Genomic DNA, 20,416 nt, shown 5'->3' with positions numbered 1-20,416 from the left:
GGTTAAATAATGAGAACTGTTAGACTTGAGACGATCGATCCAGACGGTCCCAACAGAGCTCTGAAGGGAACAGCGACACTACCAATCGCGCGCCTGAAGCCGCATGATCGGCGGGCGCGGACTCATTCAAAGCGACAAGTCCGCAAGATCGCGGCATCAATCGAACGCTTTGGTTTTGTAAACCCGGTGCTTGTGGATGGAGACAATGGGATCATCGCTGGTCACGGCCGCGTTGAAGCCGCCAAGTCTCTTGGCTGGACAGAGGTTCCCACACTGCGCGTCGAGCATCTGAGCGATGCTGAAAAGCGTGCCTACATTCTGGCGGACAATCGTCTTGCAGAGGAGGCGGGTTGGGACCGGGAAATCCTCGCGATCGAACTTCAGGGGCTTATCGACGTTGACTTCTCCGTTGAGTTGACGGGCTTCGATCTCGCTGAGGTGGATCTTATCCTCGAGGAGCAGGCGACCGGTCAGGCAACTGACCCCGGCCGCGAAGACGAAATCCCGCAGGTGCCCGACGACGCTGCCGTCATCAGCCGTGTCGGCGATCACTGGGAACTTGGATCACATCGTCTGCTCTGCGCCGATGGAACGTGCCCTGCCTCCTATGAACGGCTTCTCGGCGACGATGTCGCCTCCCTGATCTTTACCGATCCGCCTTACAACGTTCCCATTGCCGGGCATGTGTCTGGCCTCGGAAAGGCGCAGCATCGCGAGTTTCCGATGGCGTCGGGCGAGATGTCGTCGGAGGCCTTCCAGACCTTCCTGGCCACCGTCTTTGGGCACATGGCGGCCCATTCAGGTGATGGTTCGATCCATTTTATCTGCATGGATTGGCGCCACATGGGCGAGACCCTGGCGGCCGGGGATAGTGTTTATGACGAGCTCAAAAATCTCTGTGTCTGGGCCAAGTCAAACGGCGGCATGGGTACATTCTATCGGTCGCGACACGAGTTGGTCTTTGTCTTCAAGAGCGGGACAGCGCCGCACATCAATACATTTGAGCTTGGCCAAACCGGGCGCTACCGAACCAATGTCTGGGAGTACCCAGGCGTTAACAGCTTCGGCGAAGACCGCGACGCGGCCCTGGCCATGCATCCGACCGTCAAGCCTGTCGCGCTGGTCGCGGACGCCATCAAGGATTGCTCCAAGCAGCGGCAGATTGTGCTTGATCCCTTTGGCGGGTCAGGCACAACCCTGATCGCGGCAGAAAAACCGGCCGGCGAGCACGGCTCTTGGAACTTGATCTGGCGTATTGCGACACGATCATCCGTCGATGGCAAAATCTGACTGGCAAGCATGCGCGGTGCGCTGAAACGGGCACGCGATTTGCAACAAAGGCTTCCGAACACGAGGCCGAGGTGCAAGCACCGTCCGCGACGGACGCCGAGCCAGCCTGCTGACATCCAACCATCAAATGAAAGGTAGATTGATGCGCAAAGAAGATGAAAACGCGCCTGATGTGGGCTCGAAACCGACAGACCAGAGCCGGGATGCCCGCGGCCGTTGGCGCAAGGGTCATTGCCCAAATCCGAAAGGGCGACCGCGCAAAAAGAGGTTCAAGAACTACGACCCGTCTGATGTGAAGCACTTTGCCAACACACAAATCGAATTGATGATCGGCGGTGAGCCGGTGAAGCTGGATCGCCGTTCAGCGCTTTTGAACAAGATATTTGAGAGCGCGATGAAGGGAAGGGTCTCGCAGCAACGCTATTTGATGGGGTTGTTTGAAGAGAAAGATGCCGAACTTGCCGAGCTCAGGCACCAATACGAGCGATTTCTGCACGAATGGGTGTTGGACAATCCAAACTTCAAGAACTTCGATGACAGCCTGTCCCATGAGCAACAACTCATATTGCTTAAGATGGGTGCCACCCTCAATCACTACTATCCCGGGCAGTTTACTGCATTTCTGGGGATCGATGATATTGACGAAGAGGTCGGCTAAACGGACAAAAGCGGCTGTTAAGGCGCAGAGCAGCGAATGGCGGTAACGAGCCCAAATTGCCGGTTTTCTGCTAGGCCGCGAATGGCTCCTATATTCAGACGATCCGGTGGGTTCGGCACAAGCCTTAGTCGCTTGTCTTAGTCCGCTGGATCAAGCGAACGCTCCATGAAGTAGACATATTTTCGCCACTCATCCGGAAAGCCCTGAGGGTGCGGCATGTCAACGAAACCAGCGGTTTCATACATCGCTCTTGCATGGGTTAAGAACTTCGCCGACGAGAACATAACTTTTTCATAGCCATCCAAAATCATCTGCTTGAACATTCCTTCCAACATCAACCGACCCAGGCCATGACCCCTGCCTTCCTCACTCACGAACATGCGGTTGAATTCAGCGACACCCGGAATTGCTTCGGAATACATGACACATCCCGCAGGTCTCCCATCTACTGAGGCAATAAAGATGCCGCCTCGCGGACGTGCATGCAGGTCGGGTAACGCGTCAATAATTGTTTGGAACCGGTCTGGATCCATTGGATGGTCAGGCCCCTTCGGTCGCCAATCGGCGGGATAGTTTTTCCAATGCCAATCCAACCACTCGTGGCATAGGGCGCGAGCGGCTTCGATATCGGCTTCGTCTGCGGCCATCCGCACCAAAATATCAGTCATTTTTCCACCCCACGGCTCAATTACGCCGAATGATCCGGGCGAAGGCGAAAGAAGTCAATCGAATGCTCAGTATGGAAGCGGCCTTTGGTTTGGAAAAGGCAAACGGCAGCAAAGTCCGCACAGCGGTCGTTCAAATGTACTGCCGCGAATAGCTGCTTCGAGCCCGAAGTTACCGATGCTGCGCCAGGCATAAATGGCAGCGAAGCGTAGGAAACGAACTTTGCGAAATCGTGAGAATAGGCTCTTAGTCACTGTTCGAACCAAGGCTAGTTTTCGGTCTGACAATTCGCCAAAAGTGGGAGCATCACGATGTTTCTATATGCGAAGTAAGCGCCAGCTCGGTGTCAAGCCGGATTGCTCGCAAAAAGTGCGAGTATCCAGGCCCGAAAATACACCGTCTTGCGCGACAAGGACTGTACGCCAACCCCGTGCTGCTGCGCCGAGGATATCGGTGTGAAGAGTGTCACCGCACATTGCGATGCGTTCAGGTGGAATACCTGGAAGCGTGGCTTCGACCATTTCAAATACTTCCGGAAATGGCTTGCCAAAGAACCTGATGTCTTGAAGGCCCTCATCCGCCAGCAAATGCCCGAAATGACCGGGCTCTAGTGAGAACCCGAAGTCTCGGGGCGCTGCCAGATCAGCATTTGCGATCACCACTGGGCGCGGGTTGGCCAACAAGCTGTTGCAAAGCATGGATTGTTGAGATTGCTGCCAGGTTTCAGTCGAGAGAAACAAGAAACCGTCAGCCCGGTCAAAGTCTGCCTGGTCGGCCTCAAGCCTGATCGTGTCGGACAAGATGTCCGTCAGGTCGTCAGACGGCGAGGCGATGCAGCCCCACAGACCGTCGTTCAGGTTTGCCAAGGCTGCGTCGCGGCTGGTTACAATCTCATCTGCGTCAACCTGCATTCCGAGCTTTTGAAATTTGGCAGTCGCGCCCTGATGATTATAGCTGGCAGCATTAGAAAGAATGCGAATCTGGTGTCCGCCCTCCCTGAGCTGCTTCAAACGAGCTGCCGCGCCGGGAACCGGAGTTTCCCCAACATTTAGAACGCCAAAAGCATCAAAAACAAAGGCGTCTACTTCGTTGCCAATATCCAGAAGTGACTCAATATCCAGAGTGGCCGCGTTGAATGTTGCTTTTGGGAGTCTGGGGCGAATGGACTGATAACGCGAAAATATCGAGTTGGCGTCAAGCATGTGTCCAAATGTCCTTTTCGATGGCGCGCCGCCGACAGGTTTGACGCAATCCAGAATGTAACATCAACAATATAAATTGGAAGAAAAAACAACATTTTTAGTAAATCGTTGCTGGGGAGCTTCAAATTTTCGCGATCAAAACATTTATAAATTTAATCTTTTCGGCGCTAACAGCCAAAACACCCTTCAGAGACTTGTGTGGCTTTGGTTAAAAAATGTTGTTTTGTTGTTTTTTGGTGATATGGTTTTGGCAACTTGAGGGGGATAAATGGCGTCAAAGAAGATCAGGCGGAGGGATTTAATCCAGCAGGTCGTGCAAGAGCGTGGCGGTATCAGTGTGGGGGCCTTAGCGGAAATGCTAGGGGTCTCGACGCAAACCATCCGCCGTGATCTGGACATTTTGTGCGACGGTGAAAACCTGCGGCGCGCGCACGGGCGGATCGAGCTGGCTGAAAGCCGTTTGAATACCCCGTTTGATCAGAGAGCCGGAACGAACTTACGTGGCAAACGGTCGGTTTCCGAACTTGTTGCGAGCATGATCCCCAACGGGGCGAACGTATTCCTTTCAATCGGATCGACTCCGCTCGAAGTGGCCAAGGCACTGTCCGGCCACCAGGAGTTAACGGTCATCACGAACAACCTGAGTGCCGCGATGGCGCTGAGTAATGAAATCTCAAACCGTATCCTTTTGCCGGGAGGCGAGCTGCGCCTGCCTGATCGTGATTTTATCGGCGAAGAAGCAACCGATTTCTTTGACAGGTTTCGTGCCGAGTTCGCAATATTTGGCGTCGCCGGTGTGACGCATGATGGGGGGTTGTTGGAATTTCATCCAGCGGAGGTTCGGGTGAGAATGAAAATGCAGCAGCACGCGGCCAAATCGATTCTCGTAATAGACAGCAGTAAATTTGGTCGCATTGCGCCGGCATTGGGCGGCAACATCTCGGATGTCGACGTTGTCGTGTGCGACCGCCCTCCGGCCCCTGAATTTTCCGATCTCGCAGACAGTTTGGGCGAGGCCATTACTTACTCACAAGGAGAGCGCTGAATATGGCCGAACCGTTTGTTCACGTCGACAATATTGCCAAGCGCTGGAATGGGCAGCTTGGCGTCGAGAATATCAATCTTTCGATCCCGCGTGGTTCGTTCGTAGCGCTGCTTGGCCCTTCGGGCTGCGGCAAGTCAACGACGCTGAGATTGCTGTCGGGGCTAGAATTGCCGGATGAGGGACGGATCGTCATTGACGGGCGTGACATCACAACTTCTGCCCCTGCAGAACGCAATCTGTCGATGGTGTTCCAGTCTTATGCTTTGTTCCCGCATCTGAGTGTTGCAGAAAATGTCGTCTTTGGCCTCAAGGTGCGAAAAGTCGGCGCGGCGGAACGGCGCGAGAAACTGACCCGGGCGCTCGAGATCACTGGCTTGCTGGGCTATGAGCAGCGTAAGCCGGGGGAATTGTCGGGGGGTCAGCGCCAGCGTGTGGCGCTTGCACGTGCGATCGTGGCAAACCAGCCGCTGTGCCTGATGGATGAGCCGCTTTCGAACCTTGATGCCAAGCTGCGCGCCTCTGTGCGCAAGGACATCAAAAAACTTCAGGTCGATTTGGGCATCACCGTAGTTTACGTCACGCATGACCAAACCGAAGCGATGAGCATGGCCGACATGGTCGTGCTGATGAAAGACGGCCATATCCAGCAGACAGGTTCACCGGAAGAGCTTTACTACAAGCCTGCTAACACCTTTGTCGCCGAGTTTGTCGGTGCCCCGCCAATGGCGCTGATCAAGTCTGAAGGCGTGCCGGGATTTGAGCGCGCAACGACAATTGGCCTTCGCGCCGAAGCGGTGAAGGTGGTGGAATCGGGCAAGGGCAGGCTGACGTGTAAAGTATCGGAGTGCGAATTCCTGGGTTCCGAAACATTCATTGGCCTGTCACATCCTGCTGCCAATGGTCTGACCGTGTCCATGCCCGGACTGAAACATATTCCGGCAGGAGAAGATCTGGAGATCAGCTTTTCCGATGAAGACCTGCATTTTTTTGACGACATGGGCAAGCGACTGGCCGGGTAGGTCAAGCAACTGAACTTTGGAAAGACAAGAATAACTGTCATCACTGGGAGGAAAAAATGAACGTTATTAGAAAGATAAGTTTGGCTGCCGTCTCGGCCACCGCGCTGGCTTCAGCCGCGGCGGCAGAGACGGAACTAACCATGTATTATCCTATCGCGGTTGGCGGCGCGCTGACCGAGGTAGTAGATGGCATCGTTGCCGATTTTGAAGCTGCCAACCCTGACATCAAGGTCAACGCGATCTATTCAGGCAACTATGACGACACGCGTGTGCGTGCCTTGTCCGCACTTGCATCGGGTGAACCGGCTCAGCTGGCTGTGATGTTCTCAATCGATGCCTATGATCTGATCGAGCAGGATCTGATCGTGGCCTACGAAGATATCGACGGGGTTAACCCGGACTGGCTAGACAGCTTTTATCCGGCGTTGATGGCCAATGGCCGGATCGAGGGCAAAACTTGGGGCATTCCGTTCCAGCGTTCAACTATCGTTGCCTATTACAACAAGGACCAGTTTCGTGCGGCAGGTCTTGACCCTGAGGCACCGCCCAAGACCTGGGACGAGCTGATCAACATGGGCAAGGCACTGACCAACGACGACACCTATGGCCTGATGATCCCATCGACAGGCTATCCCTATTGGATGTTCCAGGCGTTGGCGATCCAGAACGGCAAGGAGGTGATGTCCGATGACGGCCTGACCACCTATTTCGATGACGAAACCGTTGTCGATACGTTGGAATTCTGGCAGTCGCTGTCGCAGGAGCATGGCATCATGCCCACTGGCACCGTTGAATGGGGTACCCTGCGGCAGGCGTTCCTCGAAGGTCAGACTTCGATGATGTGGCATTCGACCGGCAACCTTACGGCTGTGAAGAACAACGCCAGTTTTGACTTTGGCGTCGCCGAGCTTCCGGCAAATGTGCGTCTGGGTTCACCCACCGGTGGCGGCAACTTCTATGTTTTCAAAGAGACATCGGACGAAGAGCGCGCGGCAGCTATGAAGCTGATCGAATTCATGACCTCGCCCGAGCAAGCGGCAGCGTGGTCCATCGCGACTGGCTATATGGGGGTGTCTCCGGCAGCGTATGAAACCGAGGCGCTTAAATCCTATACAGAAGAGTTCCCACCCGCTCTCGTTGCCCGAAACCAGCTGGAAAACGCGGTTGCCGAGTTCTCGACCTTTGAAACCGCACGCGTGCGTGAGGGTCTGAACAACGCAATTCAGGCGGCTTTGACCGGCACAAAATCGGCTGAAGACGCGCTAGGGGAAGCCCAGACAGCGGCCGTGCGCCTGCTGCGTGATTACCAGTAACCTCAACTCCCTGGCGTCGGGCAGAGATGCCCGACGCACCCAACCTTGAGGGTCGCTATATGGCAGAGCATGTGAATATCGAGCGTCGTCGACAGGCCATCTACGGTTGGATCCTGTTGTCACCAGCGGCAATTCTACTGACGACCTTTGCGTTTTATCCTTCGCTTGCGACCTTGTGGTCGAGCTTGTTCAGCCGAGAAACCAGAAGACGCCCTAGCGAATTTGTCGGCGGTGAGAACTATACTGACCTGTTTGCCGATCCAACCTTTTGGAAGGTTGTCGTGAACAACCTGATTTATGCCGGCGCGACCATACCTATTTCTATTGCCATTGCGCTTTCGATGGCGCTTTGGGCGAACTCCAAGATCCCGGCGCGCGGGTTTGTACGCACCGCCTATTTTACGCCCACGGTCCTGCCAATGATCGCAGCGGCAAACCTTTGGCTGTTTTTTTATACTCCCGGATTGGGTGTGCTCGATCAGATCGGCGGTCTGTTTGGCCTTCCCTCGATCAACTGGCTGGGACAGCCTGAAACTGCGCTGTGGGCTGTAATCATCGTGACGATCTGGAAAGAGGCTGGGTTTTTCATGATCTTCTATCTGGCGGCCTTGCAGACGATCCCCGAGGACCTCAAGGAAGCTGCCGACATTGAAGGCGCCAGCCGCTGGACCTATACGCGCCGGATCGTGCTGCCGTTGTTGATGCCGACGACGCTCTTTATCATGGTCAATGCGTTGATCAACTCTGTGAAATTGATCGATCACTTGTTCATCCTGACCAAGGGCGGGCCCAACGACGCCTCCAAGCTTATCCTTTATTACATCTGGGAAATGGCCTTTGCCTTCTTTGATGCGCCCCACGCAGCGGCAATGACCATCCTGGTGCTTGTCGTGCTTGGTGTGGTTGCCGGCGTCAAGTTCACCATTCTCGACAAGCGGACCCATTACCAATGAGCGCATTTTCCAGGCATATCGAATCCTTTGGCGCACTGTTGTTGGCCGTGATCTGGATTTCCCCGCTGGTCTTTGCCTTTTGGGCGGCGTTCCACAGCACCTCTGACGCGGTCAACTTTAACATCACGTCGCCATGGACGCTCGACAATTTCCGCACCGCTTGGGAGGGGGCGCCGTGGCTACGCTATTTCCTCAACACCTTCCTTTTAGTGACGGTGATCCTTATTGGTCAATTCTTTGTCACGACGCTGGCAGGATTTGCCTTTGCCCAGGTCCAGTTTCCGGGTCGGGATTTCGTGTTCATCCTCGTGTTGATGCAACTTTTCATCCTGCCCGAAGTGTTGATCGTGGAAAACTATGCAATGGTTTCGCGCCTCGGATTGTTTGACACGATTCTTGGCGTCGGAATGCCCTATATGGCCTCTGCCTTTGGCATTTTCCTAATGCGGCAGGCGTTTAAGGGCGTTCCTATAGAACTGCATGAGGCAGCGCGCGTCGAAGGCTGCGGCTGGTTCGGAATTCTTTGGCGAGTCTATGTGCCCTTGGCGCGCCCGACATATCTTGCTTATGCGTTGGTGTCGGTATCGACCCACTGGAACAACTTCCTCTGGCCGCTCATCGTGACCAACTCGCCCGACACTCGACCGCTGACGGTTGGCCTGTCGATCTTTGGCGCACCGGAAAATGGTGTGGATATAAGCGTCATTTCGGCAGCAACAATGATGTCCGTTGCGCCCTTGTTGATCGCGTTCCTCGTGTTCCAGCGTCAATTCGTTCAGGCCTTCCTGCGCACGGGGATCAAATAGTAGTGGCGACATTTCTTCATCTCAGTGACTTGCACGCGGTATCGCGTGACGATTTGTGTTCAGGCGTACTTGATACCCGCGCGATCCTGATTGGGGTCATCGACCGATTGATCGAAAGAGGCGAAGCTCTTGGCCCGCTCGACGCGGTTCTAGTCACTGGTGACGTCAGCGAAGATGGCAGCCCGGACAGTTACGATTTCGCGCGCGCACAACTGGAGCGGTTTGACCTGCCGATTTATGTTGTTCCTGGAAATCATGATGCGCGCAAGCCAATGCAAAAGGCCTTTTCAGGTTTGGACATCATGCCGGTGGACGGGCTTATTGATTGGGCGGACACGGTGGGCGATACCCGTGTTATCGGGCTTGACACGCTGGTTGAAGGACAGGGCGGTGGCAGGCTGCGTGTGGAAAGTCTTGATTTTTTGGAGCGGGAGCTTTCTGGGTCTGACGGGCCGGTTGTCGTTATGTTGCATCATCCGCCATTTAGCACCAGGATTGATTTCATGGATGTTATCGGATTGGAGAACCATTCCGATCTGGCAGAAATTCTTGCGGTGCACTCTGGGGACATCACGGTGTTGGCTGGGCATGTCCACGGCGTTCACATTGGTCGCGTTGGCGGTCACGTTGCCATGACAGCGCCCGGCCTTTGCAGCGGTTTTGCACTGGACCGACGCGCGGTGGCTCCGGTTGGTTTTTTTTCTGGCCCTACGGGCTGCGCAGTTCTCGAGACCGGAAAGAGTGGTGTCTGGAGCGCCGTTTCGCTAGACGCTGTCGAGGGACCGTATTCATTTTGAAAGCGGACTTCGTGGCTAAGGAAGCGAACGGCAAGTTTGTCCGCGTTGCAGACCTTGAACCCGAGCTTCAGCAATGACTGCAATGCGGACTAAGCAGACGAGCTATCAATATCGTAAGCTGGCTTTGGCCTTAACGGCACGGGCACCTCAATGGCGGGATCGTACTGACAGTAGCCGAAATACATAGCCACTGATACTTTCGGCGCTGAGGTCACCCTGCGAGGTAAGAAATGAAGAGATACTGGTCATTTGCCGCAACCATGCTTCTATCTGTTTCCGCAACGGCAGTAAGTGCCACGGAAGACATTCGACTTGTCGTGCAGATAACAGTGGATGGCCTGCGTGGAGATTTGATTTCCCGGTACAGCGCCTCTTTTGGAGATGGAGGGTTTTACAGACTTCTGAAAACCGGTGTCTGGTACACCGACGCTCACCATAGACACGCCAACACTGAAACTATTGTCGGCCACGCGACTCTTGCGACTGGGGCATACCCCTCTGAACATGGAATGATTGGCAATGCCTGGTTTAACAGGAGTGAAGAGCGTTTGGGGTACAATATTGAGGACCCGAACTTTCCAATGCTAGCTGTTACCGGCTTTGGGGGTGAGGTCGATCAAGTTGACCCAACACAGGCAGCCGCTACGACCTCAGGCCGTTCGCCTGTTAACCTGCTGGCCACAACTTTCGGAGATGAATTGTCGAAGTCCAATGCGGGCCGATCCAAAGTGTTTTCTGTGTCTGGCAAAGACCGTTCGGCGGTTGCAATGGCCGGACATGTCGGCAAGGCCTTTTGGATGTCGACGGCCACTGGCGCGTTTGAAACAAGCACGTACTATTATGACGCATATCCTGACTGGGCAAACGATTGGAACGCCAAGCGCCCGGCAGATACGAAAATCGAGAGTGAATGGTGGCCGGAATGCTCGGACGCGCCCTACCTGATGGACAAAGAGGAACGTCCATTCGTAACAAATCTCGGCACGTTCGGTCGTACTTTCCCACATTTCTATGGAACGCCGGAAGATGGGCTCTATTACACACAGGTCCTGGTTTCACCGCATGGAGATCGGATCACGGCGGATTTTGCAAAAACTGCTATCAAAGAAGAAGAACTAGGCCATGACGAGTGGCCCGACTACCTCTCCATCAGTTTCTCGGGCGTGGACGCAACCAACCATTTCTTTGGACCAACCAGCCTGGAAAATGAAGAAATGGTGCGCTGCTTGGACGAGACGCTGGCAGATTTTTTCGCCTTCCTGGATCGAGAAGTCGGACCCGAGAATGTACTTTACGTGCTTTCCGCAGATCATGGCATGCCCGAAGCCCCGGAAGAGATGGCTCAAGCCGGACTCACGACTTTCCGAAACTCCACCGAAGTACTGATGGCGGAAGTAAATAACACTATTGCTGATGAATTCGGTGTTGAGGGCGTGATTCAGTTCTTTTTTCGTCCATATGTTTATCTCGACCACAACGCTATATCGTCGGCAGGCGCCGACCTCCGGTTGATCGAACAGCGCGTCGCCGAAAGGTTAATGGCTGAACCGGGTATTGAGCTTGCCATGCCGACTGTACCGCTCGCTGAACAACAGGGTCACACGCTGCAAAACCAAATCCGGCGCAATTACCACCCAACACGCTCTGGAGACATTTACGTTGTGCAGACGCCGTACTCATTTCTGTTTGAGGATGGTCCGATTGCCGTAATGCACGGATCACCTTGGCGCTATGACACTCACGTTCCTATCATCTTCTCTGGGCCCGACATCAAACCGGCTAGAGTAAGTCGCCCAGTTTCAACAGTGGATGTCGCTGTTACATTGAGCAATTTTTTGGGTATCAGCCAACCTAGCAGCGCTGCTGGTGAACCGTTAATGGAAATTGGCCCTCCGAGTCCTTAAGGTGGTAGTACTGGGCTCAAGGCAGACGTTCGCTCTCGACTCAAAACTGCCATTCGATCGAACAGATACGCTATTGCTACTCAACGGTTTAGACACTTCAATATCGGTGACTGCAGGTGCTGAATTCAAAACCCCGATTCTTCATCTGCTCATAACTGTGAGGAATAAGCCAATGAAAAGAATTATTTGTTAGACCGCTCTCATATTATCTCTTTCCGTTAGTTCGTCTATGGCTGTCTCACCCACAGGCTCAGACTTTGCCGACACTGGCGACATTCTTGCCCGCTCGGCTGAGATTGAAGACATCGAATATCAAATCATGGTCCAGCGGGCGACGCAGGCGGCGATCTACTACATGCCAGCTGTGGCCCAAGTCGACTTCATCAAGGCCACCGTGCGGGCCGGCGGCGATTACGATACTGTCAACTACGTGACCGAACCCTTTGGGTCCGAGAAGGGTTTTCTCACAGCGAACGACACGACGGCCTATGCTTGGGGGTCGATCACATCCAAAGACGGCCCGATGGTTGTTGAAGTCCCGCCAATGACGGACAAAGTGGACTATTTCGGCTCCTTCATCTCAGCGTGGCACGTCCCGATGATCGACGTTGGATCGAAAGGGGCCGACGAGGGCAAGGGCGGTAAATACCTGTTCTTACCGCCCGACTACGATGGCGCGTTCGGCACGGCGGAAAAGCTGGAAGCACAGGGCTATATAATTGTACCTAAGTACGACACGTATGACGTCTCATTTTCGTTCCGCCCGACGCTTTTAAACGGAGCCACACACGCGGAAGCTGGAGAGCACGCCAAGGGCATTAAGATCTACTCGTTGGAAGAAGACGTTAACGGAACCATCGAGCCCACGCATTACCTCGATGCCACCGAGCTCGCTTACGACTGTCTGCCGTATTACAACATGACCTTTATCGAAGACATTAACGATGTGGTGCAGAACAACCCGATCCGAGAAAAGGACCGCGCCATGTACTCGATGCTGGAAAGCTTCGGTATCGAGAAGGGTGAAGCGTTTGACCCCACGGAGACGCAGAGGAAAGCTGCGCTTGAGGGGTTGGAGCTCGCCTACGCCCACATGCAGAACAAGTTCGTCACCGAGGGCGAAACGGTTGCTCCTCTTTGGACTAAAGATGGTGAGAAACTGTCTGAGTGGTCTTTCTGGAACTTTGGTCCTCAGGCCCAGATGGGTTTCCCATTTGAGGATGGTGCGGAAATCCTCATAGACAAAAGGGCCGCGACCTTCTTTTACGTGACCTTCCTTCCGAGCAAGTTGGGCGGTGCTACCTTCTACCTGACTGGTCTGCGCGATTCAGATGGGAACATGCTCAATGGTGAGGACACCTACAAACTCAACGTACCTGCCGATGTGCCCGCTGAGGATTTCTGGTCGGCTATCGTGTACAATATGGAAACCAAGAACTTTAATCGCGGCGTTGATCGGGTCGGGGCGTCGACCAAAGACTTGGACAACATGGTGAAGAATGACGATGGCTCTGTCGATGTTTACTACGCTCCCAATCTTGATGAGGTGCCAGAAGGCTTTGAAGCCAATTGGGTGACCACAGAGAGCGCCACCAATGCCAACGATTGGTTCTTCCTGTTCCGCCTCTACCGCCCCGTGAGTGAGGACTGGTTCAAGGACTGGATGCTGAATGACGTTGTGAACATCTCTACTAAGTAGAGAATCCAAGGGCTCTTTCGGGAGCCTTTTTTTCTGCCGCGCTAGTAGTATTGCTTTGTCTGGTGACTGCGCAATGCTGACACTTGACAGTTTCACAGCATCGTCGCCTTTGGGCTCGTAGCTGTTGTTCGCTGTGTCTTGAACGAATGGCGGGTTTTGGAGCTGAGGGGCCTTGGCTTTGTCCCAGTCGAGCACCACTAGCCGGTGCGACTGGCGTTTGCTCACAATGTTTTCTGGGAAGTTGGGCGGACCCTCTCCAACTTTGGACAAATGACTGGACTACGCGGGCATAGTGAGCGTGTGTGGTGCTGTGGTGACGCACTCATGTCGCCAGTCTCCGCCCGGTTTCCCGGGCTTGTAGCGGTGCGGGGCGCTGGATGGACCAGCAACGATCACCACAGGAGACAAACATGACAACGCAAACAGGAAAGACTGCAGCGAGCAAAACGAAGAAGGCCCGGCTGGTGGGGCTTCTCGGGCGCCCAAGAGGCGCCACTGTCGGGCAGCTTCAGAAGGCGCTGGACTGGCAGCCGCATATCATTAGGGCCGCGATTTCCCGCCTCAGGAAGGACGGAACTGAGATCACCCTCCACCACAGCGGAAAGACACCGGCCTATCGGATCGACGCCGTTTCATGAGCGGGCAAGGGACCCGCGATCTCCCGGAACAACTTCGGGAGATCGCCCACATGGACCACGCCGCTTGTACCGAAGCACTGGCGGCCGTGCCGGGGATCACGCTGCCATCTCGCTTACGGGTCCAAACACTGAGACGGTTGCTGGCCTATGAGATCCAGGCGCGGGCTCTTGGCGGGTTGAGCCCGAAAGAACAGCGCGCACTCAAAGCCATTGCCGGAGGCAAGAGTGCCGGTGATGTGGGTGCCGCGACCCCGTCGACTGGCACGCACCTGGTGCGGGAGTGGAATGGCCGAACCTATCGGGTTGAAGTGACAGACGAAGGCTATGTGCTGGATGGCACGACGTACCGCTCGCTCTCTGCTGTCGCCAAACGGATCACCGGCACAGCTTGGTCGGGCCCGCGTTTCTTTGGGTTGGCAAAGAAGCGATCGGCATGAGAAAGACCCGCTGTGCGATCTACACCCGCAAGTCGAGCGAGGAGGGGTTGGATCAGAACTTCAACTCACTCGACGCGCAGTATGAAGCCTGCGCGGCTTATATCGCTAGCCAGCGCCACGAGGGCTGGGTTCTGGTCAAAGACCGATATGACGATGGCGGCATATCAGGCGGGCATCTCGATCGCCCGGCACTGCAACAGATGATGGCAGACATCGCCTCAGGCCGCATCGATCGGATCGTCGTCTACAAGATTGACCGGCTGACGCGGTCGCTCACAGACTTTGCAAAGCTCGTCGAGACGCTCGATGGGGCAGGGGCGTCCTTTGTCTCCGTGACCCAGTCCTTTAACACGGCAACCAGCATGGGGCGGCTCACGCTGAACGTGCTCTTGTCGTTCGCCCAGTTCGAGCGGGAAGTGACCGCTGAGCGCATCCGCGACAAGATCGCTGCGTCGAAGAAGAAGGGCTTGTGGATGGGGGGAAATGTTCCACTCGGATATGTGGCGGCAGACCGAACACTTTGTATTGTGTCAAAGGAAGCAGAGACGGTTAGGGCACTCTTCGACCTTTACGAACAACTGGGCACGGTGACGTCGGTCACAAAGGAAGCCGCGAAGCTCGGATTGAGATCAAAGAGACGGATTGGCCGAGACGGAACACCCCGCGGCGGATCGATCATGGGTCGCGGCCAGGTCCATCACGTGTTGTCGAACCCAGTCTATGCAGGGCGCATCCGCCACAAGGCCAAAGTGCATGAAGGCCAGCACGCAGCGATCATTGATCCCGACCGTTTTGATGCCATCCAGACCCGGCTGATGGATCGCTCGGCCAAACTACGCAACAAGCCTGCCACAGCCCATGTATCACCGCTGGCGGGCAAGATCTTTGATGAGACCGGGGATCGTCTGACCCCGTCGCACGCCTGTAATGGTGGCAAACGTTATCGCTATTATGTCTCTCGGCGACTCGTGACCGGAGCATCCGATGACGGCACCGGATGGCGGATTCCGGCGGACCGGCTGGAGAGAGATCTTGCCAGCTCTTTGCAGAAGCACCTCGTGGAATGCATCGATCGCGGTGACATAGCGGAGAGCCGCGTGCAGGTGATCGATCGGCTTAGGTCAGACGCAGATGCGCTCGGGCTTCAGGTTCTGGGCATCGTAGGAGCGGCAAGGTTTGCGGATGGCGCCGTTGCGATCGATCTCGATCCCGGTGAGATCGCAAGGAGGATGCAGATTGCACGGACCAGCATCTCATCGGAAGCGCTGTCGTTGCGACTGCCGTTCCGGCAGCGTCGCCGTGGCGTCGAGAACCGGCTGGTCATCGGTGCTGGACAACCCGCCAGAGATGATATCCTGATCTCCAATATTGCGCGGGCATCAGCCTGGCGTGAAGCTCTGTGCATGGGCGAGGACCTTGCCACCATTGCCGCCCGAGACGGCATTGCGGTAAATTATCTCGGAGCGATGCTGAACTTTGCGTTCCTGTCACCAAAGCTTGTTCGCCTGATCTGTGAAGGTCGCCAACCGCCGATCCTAACTACCAACTGGATCCGCCGTCACGGCCTTCCGGCATCCTGGGCCGAACAGGACAATATCCTCGCGCAGCTCTGAGCATCCCACGCATCGCTAAGTCTACTCTGGAAAAGGGAAGCTGAGACTCTTGGCCGAAAGGGCCTGCATTCGGGTCTCACTGTCGGTCTCTGGATGCACCACCGCCCGCTAGTCCCCGGAAATGCGGGACTATTTTGGCGCCGGTGGAAATCAACTGTCGAGACAGGACTGTGTGGCGGAGAGACAGGGATTCGAACCCTGGGTGGGCTTGCACCCACAACGGTTTTCGAGACCGCCCCGTTCGACCACTCCGGCACCTCTCCGCGGGGGTCTGTGAAGGGGGGATTTAGTGGTGAACGGGCAGGGGCGCAAGGGGAAAATTCCGGAATTTAGTGATCCTGGGATTTTCCATTGCCAGAGACAAGAAAACTCCTAGGCTGATGGGTATGACCTACCATCTACGCCAGTTTACCATCAGTGTTGTACTTCTGCTTCTTTCGCTAGGTGCCATGACGGCGCAGTCGCATGCCGCCAGCCGAGACCAGATTGAGGCATTTCTGACTACAACAGGGTTTGATGTTGCGTTGGAAAGTATCGCGCATGCGTCTGCCTCGGCCCCGCAAATGCTGGGAATTGACCCCGACGGTTTCGGTTCAGATTGGACGCGACTGACTGAAGAAGTATTCGATACAGAACTCATGTACGATACCGCTGTTTCAATCCTCGAGCAGACGCTCAGCGACGAGGCGTTGGACCATGCTGTGACATTTTATGCATCCGCGCTGGGGCAAAGACTCGTCGTTGCCGAAAACGCGGCTCATTCGGATGAAGATGATGATGCGAAGCAGCTTGCGGGGCAGGAAATTGTGTCCGAGCTCATCAAAAATGGATCTTCCCGCGTCGAAAGCCTGAAACGAATGAACCGCGCTGTAGATGCAAGCGGCACTTCCTTACGTGCACTGCAGGAGATTCAGGTTCGGTTTTTGATGGCGGCCAGTGCGTCTGGCATCATCGACTTGCAACTCAATGGGGATGAGCTGCGTGAAATGATGCGCCGCAACGAAGGCGATATGCGTCGGTCGCTGCAACTGTCAGCATTGGCCGGCGCGGCTTACACCTATCAAGAATTCTCAGATGATGATGTCGACGCTTATGTCGAGGCCTTGGAACAACCTTTGATGCAAGAGGTGTATGAGCTGTTGAACGCGATCCAATACGAGATCATGGCAATGCGCTTTGAGGTCTTGGCCGCCCGCATGGCCGAGCTTCGTCCGGCGCAGGATATTTGATGCGCGTTCTCGCCGCTGCGATCTTGTTGGTCGTATGGGCAGTGCCCTTGGCAGCCAATCAGCAGGCTGAACGGTTGATGCAGGCCATGCATTTGTCGGATTTCCTGGAAATACTAAGCGAAGAGGGCTTGGACCAAGGGAAGTCGATTGACGAGTCGATGCTAGGCGGATCGGGAGGGTCGTATTTTCAGGCTCAGGTTGCTGAATTGTATGATCCGTCATCCATGTACGAACGCCTGTCGCAATCGGTTGGGCGCATAATGACCAATGCACAATTGGAACAGTCTTCGATCTTTTTCGAAAGCGATCTTGGGCAGAGCATTGTTTCTCTTGAAAATTCAGCACGGAAGGCTCTGGCGGATGATACGATCGATCAGATGGCGCGAACGGCCTATTTTGAGACTGATCGTGAAGACATGTTTTTTCGTTTGGTGGACGAGTACGTACAAGTTAATGACCTAATCGAACAGAATGTCCGGGGAACGATAAGTGCAGACTTCAGTTTCTACCGTGGGCTCGCCTCGGGACAGAACGGGTCATTGGATGAGGCATCCGTGTTGGATGAATTGCTGTCCCAACATGAGCAGACCAAGGCAGAAACGACGGAATGGATGTACTCATTTCTTCTTTTAGCCTATCGGCCTTTGAATGAAACGCAATTGCGCGAGAACATTGCCTTTTCGCGCACGGATGCCGGACGCGCCCTAAACGCGGCTTTGTTCAAGAGTTTTGACGAGATGCTCAACAGCATCTCATACCAGCTTGGCCAGGCCGTTGCGCAGGCAATGAGCGCCTCAGAACTTTGATCCCGGTTTTGGGTTGACTTTGGCAGGCAATGCTTGGATAAGCGCGCATCCCGGCCGGTTTTCCGCGCCGGGTATCGTTATTCTTTGACCCGATAGCAACGCGATAAGGGTCATCCACACTGCCCGAAAAGGGCGCGCTGTTCGAGGTGGCGAAAGCCAGAAACACCCAACCGGGGACCACAGAACGCGGTTAGACAAAGGAAAGACGCATGTTTGCGGTCCTCAAGACTGGCGGCAAGCAGTACAAGGTTCAGGCGGGTGATATCCTCCGCGTTGAAAAGCTGGCTGCCGACGCAGGTGAAAAAGTTCAATTCAACGATGTTCTGATGCTGGGCGGTGACGCTCCGGTTGTTGGTGCACCTTTCGTTGAAGGCGCAGGCGTACAGGCCGAAGTGGTCGAACAGATCAAAGGTGAAAAGGTCATCAAGTTCGTCAAGCGCCGTCGTAAGCACAGCTCAAAGCGTACCGTTGGCCACCGTCAGAAGCTGACACTGGTCAAAATCACCGACATCTTGTCGTCGGGCGCTGACAAGTCGGGCATCAAAGCTGCAACCGGTTCAGCTCCGGCTGGCGAAGCGGCACCTGCTGCAAAGCCTGCCAAGAAAGCCGAAGCCAAAGCAGAGGCACCCGCCGCTGCTGCTGCTGACGATCTGACCAAGCTGAACGGTGTCGGCCCTGCCGCTGCCAAAAAGCTGGTTGAGGCCGGTATCGAGAGCTTTGCCGCTCTGGCCGCCTTGTCGGATGAGCAGATTGCTGCTATCGACACCATCAAAGTGAAACCCGAATGGGTTGAGCAAGCCAAAGAGCTGGCTCAAGGCTAAGGAGAGAGAGAATGGCACATAAAAAAGCTGGCGGTTCCTCCCGTAACGGTCGCGACTCAGCAGGTCGCCGCCTTGGCGTGAAACTGTATGGTGGCCAGGCAGCCATCGCAGGCAACATCATCGTACGTCAGCGCGGCACCAAGTTCTGGCCGGGCGAAGGCGTAGGTATGGGCAAAGATCACACAATCTTTGCAACTGTCGATGGCGCCGTGAAGTTCCATAAGGGACTTAAAAACCGCACCTTTATTTCGGTCCTGCCAGTGGCGGAGGCCGCAGAGTAAGCCGAAACCCAGAAGGTTTAAGAAAAATTCATGGGGGACCGGCACAAAGTGCCGGTCCCTTTTTCGTTTTAACGCAGTCGTGATCACCAGAGCCGATGACAGTCGCAACCACCAGTTTCCTGATTTTTGCCGCCTCGCAGGTTGGCACACCGGGACCAGCCAACATGGTCCTGCTGGGAACAGGTGCGCGTTATGGGTTTCGGTCGGCACTGCCGTTTGTAGGCGGGGTCATTCTGGGCAAGCAGTTGATCATCTGGCCGGTTGGTTTCGGACTGATGCAAGTGGCCGATCAGGCGCCGCTGGTGTTTGAGGCGCTCAAATATGCTTCGGCTGCCTATATTTGCTGGCTTGCGTGGAAAATCGCCAATCTGCGGCTTTCTCGCGGTCAAACGGATAAGCAAGTGCCCGGATTTCTGGCGGGGTTAATTGTACACCCGCTTAATCCCAAGGCCTGGGCGATGATTATTGCGGGCTTCACTGGATTTGTGGCCGCAGGGACACCGAGTTTTGAGGCGACTCTCACGATCGCTCTCTGTTTGTTGATCTGCCAGATCGTGTTGCACCCGATTTGGACATTTGCAGGAGATCGGATCGCCCATGCGGTTGAAGGTCGGCCTGCCGAAAAATATCTGATGTGGACGTTAGCCAGTTTGACAGTTGCGTCCGTACTTTTTGTGTTGTTCGGAGGAGGAACGCACTCATGAAACTTGAGGCAATAATAAATCAGCCGGTCATTGAAACCGAGCGGTTCGACCTGCGCCCCCTGCGCCGGTCGGATATGGGACTAATTGAGCACTACGCCGGCGATGAACGTGTCGCGCGCATGACCACGCGGATCGCCCATCCGCTGCCGCCCGGAGCTGTCGAGGCGTTCGTAACGCGCGCCATGTCGGACGAGCGGGACGAGGACGTTTGGGCGATGGATGCGACCAAAGATGGCGGGCCCGAGCTGATTGGCTTGATTTCGCTTGAAAAGCTGGATCGCAATCAATCCGAAATCGGCTATTGGGTCGCGCCGGTTTATTGGAACACAGGCATTGCATCTTTGGCTGTTGAAACGCTGGTCAAAGCCAATCCGCTGGAAAACGCGACCATGTTCGCCAGCGTGTTTCAGGACAATCCGGCCTCAGCTCGGGTGCTGACTCATTGCGGGTTCCAGTATCTTGGCGATGCGGAAACTTATTCGGTGGCGCGCGATGCGAATGTGCCCACCTGGACGTATACAAAGAAACTCTGACT

At 55.1% G+C, this 20,416-nt stretch carries 21 protein-coding genes and 1 tRNA gene; 19 read left to right on the top strand and 3 right to left on the bottom strand.

Annotated features, from left to right (window positions below; all coding sequences use genetic code 11):
- Nucleotides 1-9 precede the first annotated feature (9 nt).
- Together ACR0IU_RS00925 and ACR0IU_RS00920 are read left to right on the top strand one after the other, a co-directional pair.
- Entirely contained in the window at nucleotides 10-1,290 is a 1,281-nt protein-coding gene (locus tag ACR0IU_RS00925) for a site-specific DNA-methyltransferase (protein WP_480714931.1), read from the top strand.
- Between the two features lie 142 nt (nucleotides 1,291-1,432).
- A complete protein-coding gene (locus ACR0IU_RS00920) occupies nucleotides 1,433-1,948 on the top strand; it encodes a DUF5681 domain-containing protein (protein WP_480714930.1) in 516 nt (171 codons plus the stop codon).
- 137 nt (nucleotides 1,949-2,085) lie between these two features.
- Here ACR0IU_RS00920 and ACR0IU_RS00915 read toward each other — a convergent pair whose 3' ends face one another.
- Both ACR0IU_RS00915 and ACR0IU_RS00910 read right to left on the bottom strand, forming a co-directional pair.
- Nucleotides 2,086-2,616 (bottom strand): GNAT family N-acetyltransferase, encoded by a 531-nt coding sequence (locus ACR0IU_RS00915; RefSeq protein WP_480714929.1) that lies wholly within the window; start codon nucleotides 2,614-2,616, stop codon nucleotides 2,086-2,088.
- 315 nt (nucleotides 2,617-2,931) lie between these two features.
- Nucleotides 2,932-3,816 (bottom strand): HAD-IIA family hydrolase, encoded by an 885-nt coding sequence (locus ACR0IU_RS00910; RefSeq protein ID WP_480714928.1) that lies wholly within the window; start codon nucleotides 3,814-3,816, stop codon nucleotides 2,932-2,934.
- 268 nt (nucleotides 3,817-4,084) lie between these two features.
- Here ACR0IU_RS00910 and ACR0IU_RS00905 point away from each other — a divergent pair, with 268 nt between their 5' ends.
- The 11 genes from ACR0IU_RS00905 (at nucleotide 4,085) to ACR0IU_RS00855 (ending at nucleotide 16,040) form a co-directional block, all read left to right on the top strand.
- Nucleotides 4,085-4,861: a DeoR/GlpR family DNA-binding transcription regulator gene (locus ACR0IU_RS00905; RefSeq protein WP_170359564.1), complete on the top strand. Its 777-nt coding sequence runs from the start codon at nucleotides 4,085-4,087 to the stop codon at nucleotides 4,859-4,861.
- 2 nt (nucleotides 4,862-4,863) lie between these two features.
- A complete protein-coding gene (locus ACR0IU_RS00900; RefSeq protein ID WP_170352098.1) occupies nucleotides 4,864-5,880 on the top strand; it encodes an ABC transporter ATP-binding protein in 1,017 nt (338 codons plus the stop codon).
- A gap of 56 nt (nucleotides 5,881-5,936) precedes the next feature.
- Nucleotides 5,937-7,193 (top strand): ABC transporter substrate-binding protein, encoded by a 1,257-nt coding sequence (locus ACR0IU_RS00895; protein WP_480610065.1) that lies wholly within the window; start codon nucleotides 5,937-5,939, stop codon nucleotides 7,191-7,193.
- A gap of 59 nt (nucleotides 7,194-7,252) precedes the next feature.
- Nucleotides 7,253-8,146, top strand: coding sequence for a carbohydrate ABC transporter permease (locus ACR0IU_RS00890; RefSeq protein ID WP_480610141.1), 894 nt, complete (start codon nucleotides 7,253-7,255; stop codon nucleotides 8,144-8,146).
- Nucleotides 8,143-8,952: a carbohydrate ABC transporter permease gene (locus ACR0IU_RS00885; protein WP_480610063.1), complete on the top strand. Its 810-nt coding sequence runs from the start codon at nucleotides 8,143-8,145 to the stop codon at nucleotides 8,950-8,952. The genes ACR0IU_RS00890 and ACR0IU_RS00885 overlap by 4 nt, the downstream gene beginning before the upstream one ends.
- A 2-nt stretch (nucleotides 8,953-8,954) precedes the next feature.
- Nucleotides 8,955-9,749 (top strand): metallophosphoesterase, encoded by a 795-nt coding sequence (locus ACR0IU_RS00880; protein WP_480714927.1) that lies wholly within the window; start codon nucleotides 8,955-8,957, stop codon nucleotides 9,747-9,749.
- 230 nt (nucleotides 9,750-9,979) lie between these two features.
- The gene (locus ACR0IU_RS00875; protein WP_480714926.1) at nucleotides 9,980-11,653 is read left to right on the top strand and encodes an alkaline phosphatase family protein; all 1,674 of its coding nucleotides are present in this window, start codon (nucleotides 9,980-9,982) and stop codon (nucleotides 11,651-11,653) included.
- Between the two features lie 229 nt (nucleotides 11,654-11,882).
- Nucleotides 11,883-13,352, top strand: a complete 1,470-nt coding sequence (locus ACR0IU_RS00870; RefSeq protein WP_480714925.1) for a DUF1214 domain-containing protein — start codon at nucleotides 11,883-11,885, stop codon at nucleotides 13,350-13,352.
- Nucleotides 13,353-13,762: 410 nt separating this feature from the next.
- Nucleotides 13,763-13,990, top strand: a complete 228-nt coding sequence (locus tag ACR0IU_RS00865; RefSeq protein ID WP_480605690.1) for a DUF3489 domain-containing protein — start codon at nucleotides 13,763-13,765, stop codon at nucleotides 13,988-13,990.
- Complete coding sequence (locus ACR0IU_RS00860) at nucleotides 13,987-14,427, top strand: DUF2924 domain-containing protein (protein ID WP_480605693.1); 441 nt, start codon at nucleotides 13,987-13,989, stop codon at nucleotides 14,425-14,427. Before ACR0IU_RS00865 ends, ACR0IU_RS00860 begins: the two co-directional genes overlap by 4 nt.
- The gene (locus ACR0IU_RS00855; protein ID WP_480714924.1) at nucleotides 14,424-16,040 is read left to right on the top strand and encodes a recombinase family protein; all 1,617 of its coding nucleotides are present in this window, start codon (nucleotides 14,424-14,426) and stop codon (nucleotides 16,038-16,040) included. The genes ACR0IU_RS00860 and ACR0IU_RS00855 overlap by 4 nt, the downstream gene beginning before the upstream one ends.
- 173 nt (nucleotides 16,041-16,213) lie before the next feature.
- Here the strand turns inward: ACR0IU_RS00855 and ACR0IU_RS00850 are convergent.
- Nucleotides 16,214-16,303, bottom strand: a tRNA-Ser gene (locus ACR0IU_RS00850).
- 123 nt (nucleotides 16,304-16,426) lie between these two features.
- On the opposite strand from ACR0IU_RS00850, the gene ACR0IU_RS00845 reads away from it, so the two are divergent.
- From ACR0IU_RS00845 to ACR0IU_RS00820, 6 genes are all read left to right on the top strand, one after another.
- Entirely contained in the window at nucleotides 16,427-17,269 is an 843-nt protein-coding gene (locus tag ACR0IU_RS00845) for a DUF2059 domain-containing protein (protein WP_480714923.1), read from the top strand.
- Nucleotides 17,269-18,075: a DUF2059 domain-containing protein gene (locus ACR0IU_RS00840; RefSeq protein ID WP_170778607.1), complete on the top strand. Its 807-nt coding sequence runs from the start codon at nucleotides 17,269-17,271 to the stop codon at nucleotides 18,073-18,075. Before ACR0IU_RS00845 ends, ACR0IU_RS00840 begins: the two co-directional genes overlap by 1 nt.
- Nucleotides 18,076-18,284: 209 nt before the next feature.
- Nucleotides 18,285-18,896 (top strand): 50S ribosomal protein L21, encoded by a 612-nt coding sequence (locus ACR0IU_RS00835; RefSeq protein WP_480714922.1) that lies wholly within the window; start codon nucleotides 18,285-18,287, stop codon nucleotides 18,894-18,896.
- A gap of 11 nt (nucleotides 18,897-18,907) precedes the next feature.
- Nucleotides 18,908-19,177, top strand: coding sequence for a 50S ribosomal protein L27 (gene rpmA / locus ACR0IU_RS00830; RefSeq protein ID WP_010440093.1), 270 nt, complete (start codon nucleotides 18,908-18,910; stop codon nucleotides 19,175-19,177).
- Nucleotides 19,178-19,272: 95 nt separating this feature from the next.
- Nucleotides 19,273-19,881 carry a LysE family translocator gene (locus ACR0IU_RS00825; protein ID WP_010440095.1) on the top strand — a complete coding sequence of 203 codons (609 nt, stop codon included), beginning with the start codon at nucleotides 19,273-19,275 and terminating at the stop codon, nucleotides 19,879-19,881.
- A complete protein-coding gene (locus tag ACR0IU_RS00820; protein ID WP_010440096.1) occupies nucleotides 19,878-20,414 on the top strand; it encodes a GNAT family N-acetyltransferase in 537 nt (178 codons plus the stop codon). Before ACR0IU_RS00825 ends, ACR0IU_RS00820 begins: the two co-directional genes overlap by 4 nt.
- Nucleotides 20,415-20,416: the final 2 nt, after the last annotated feature.

It is taken from the genome of Ruegeria sp. CL5, from assembly GCF_056536485.1.
The sequence above is the reverse complement of the archived record's forward strand: the minus strand, read 5'-3'. Positions and strand labels throughout refer to the sequence as shown.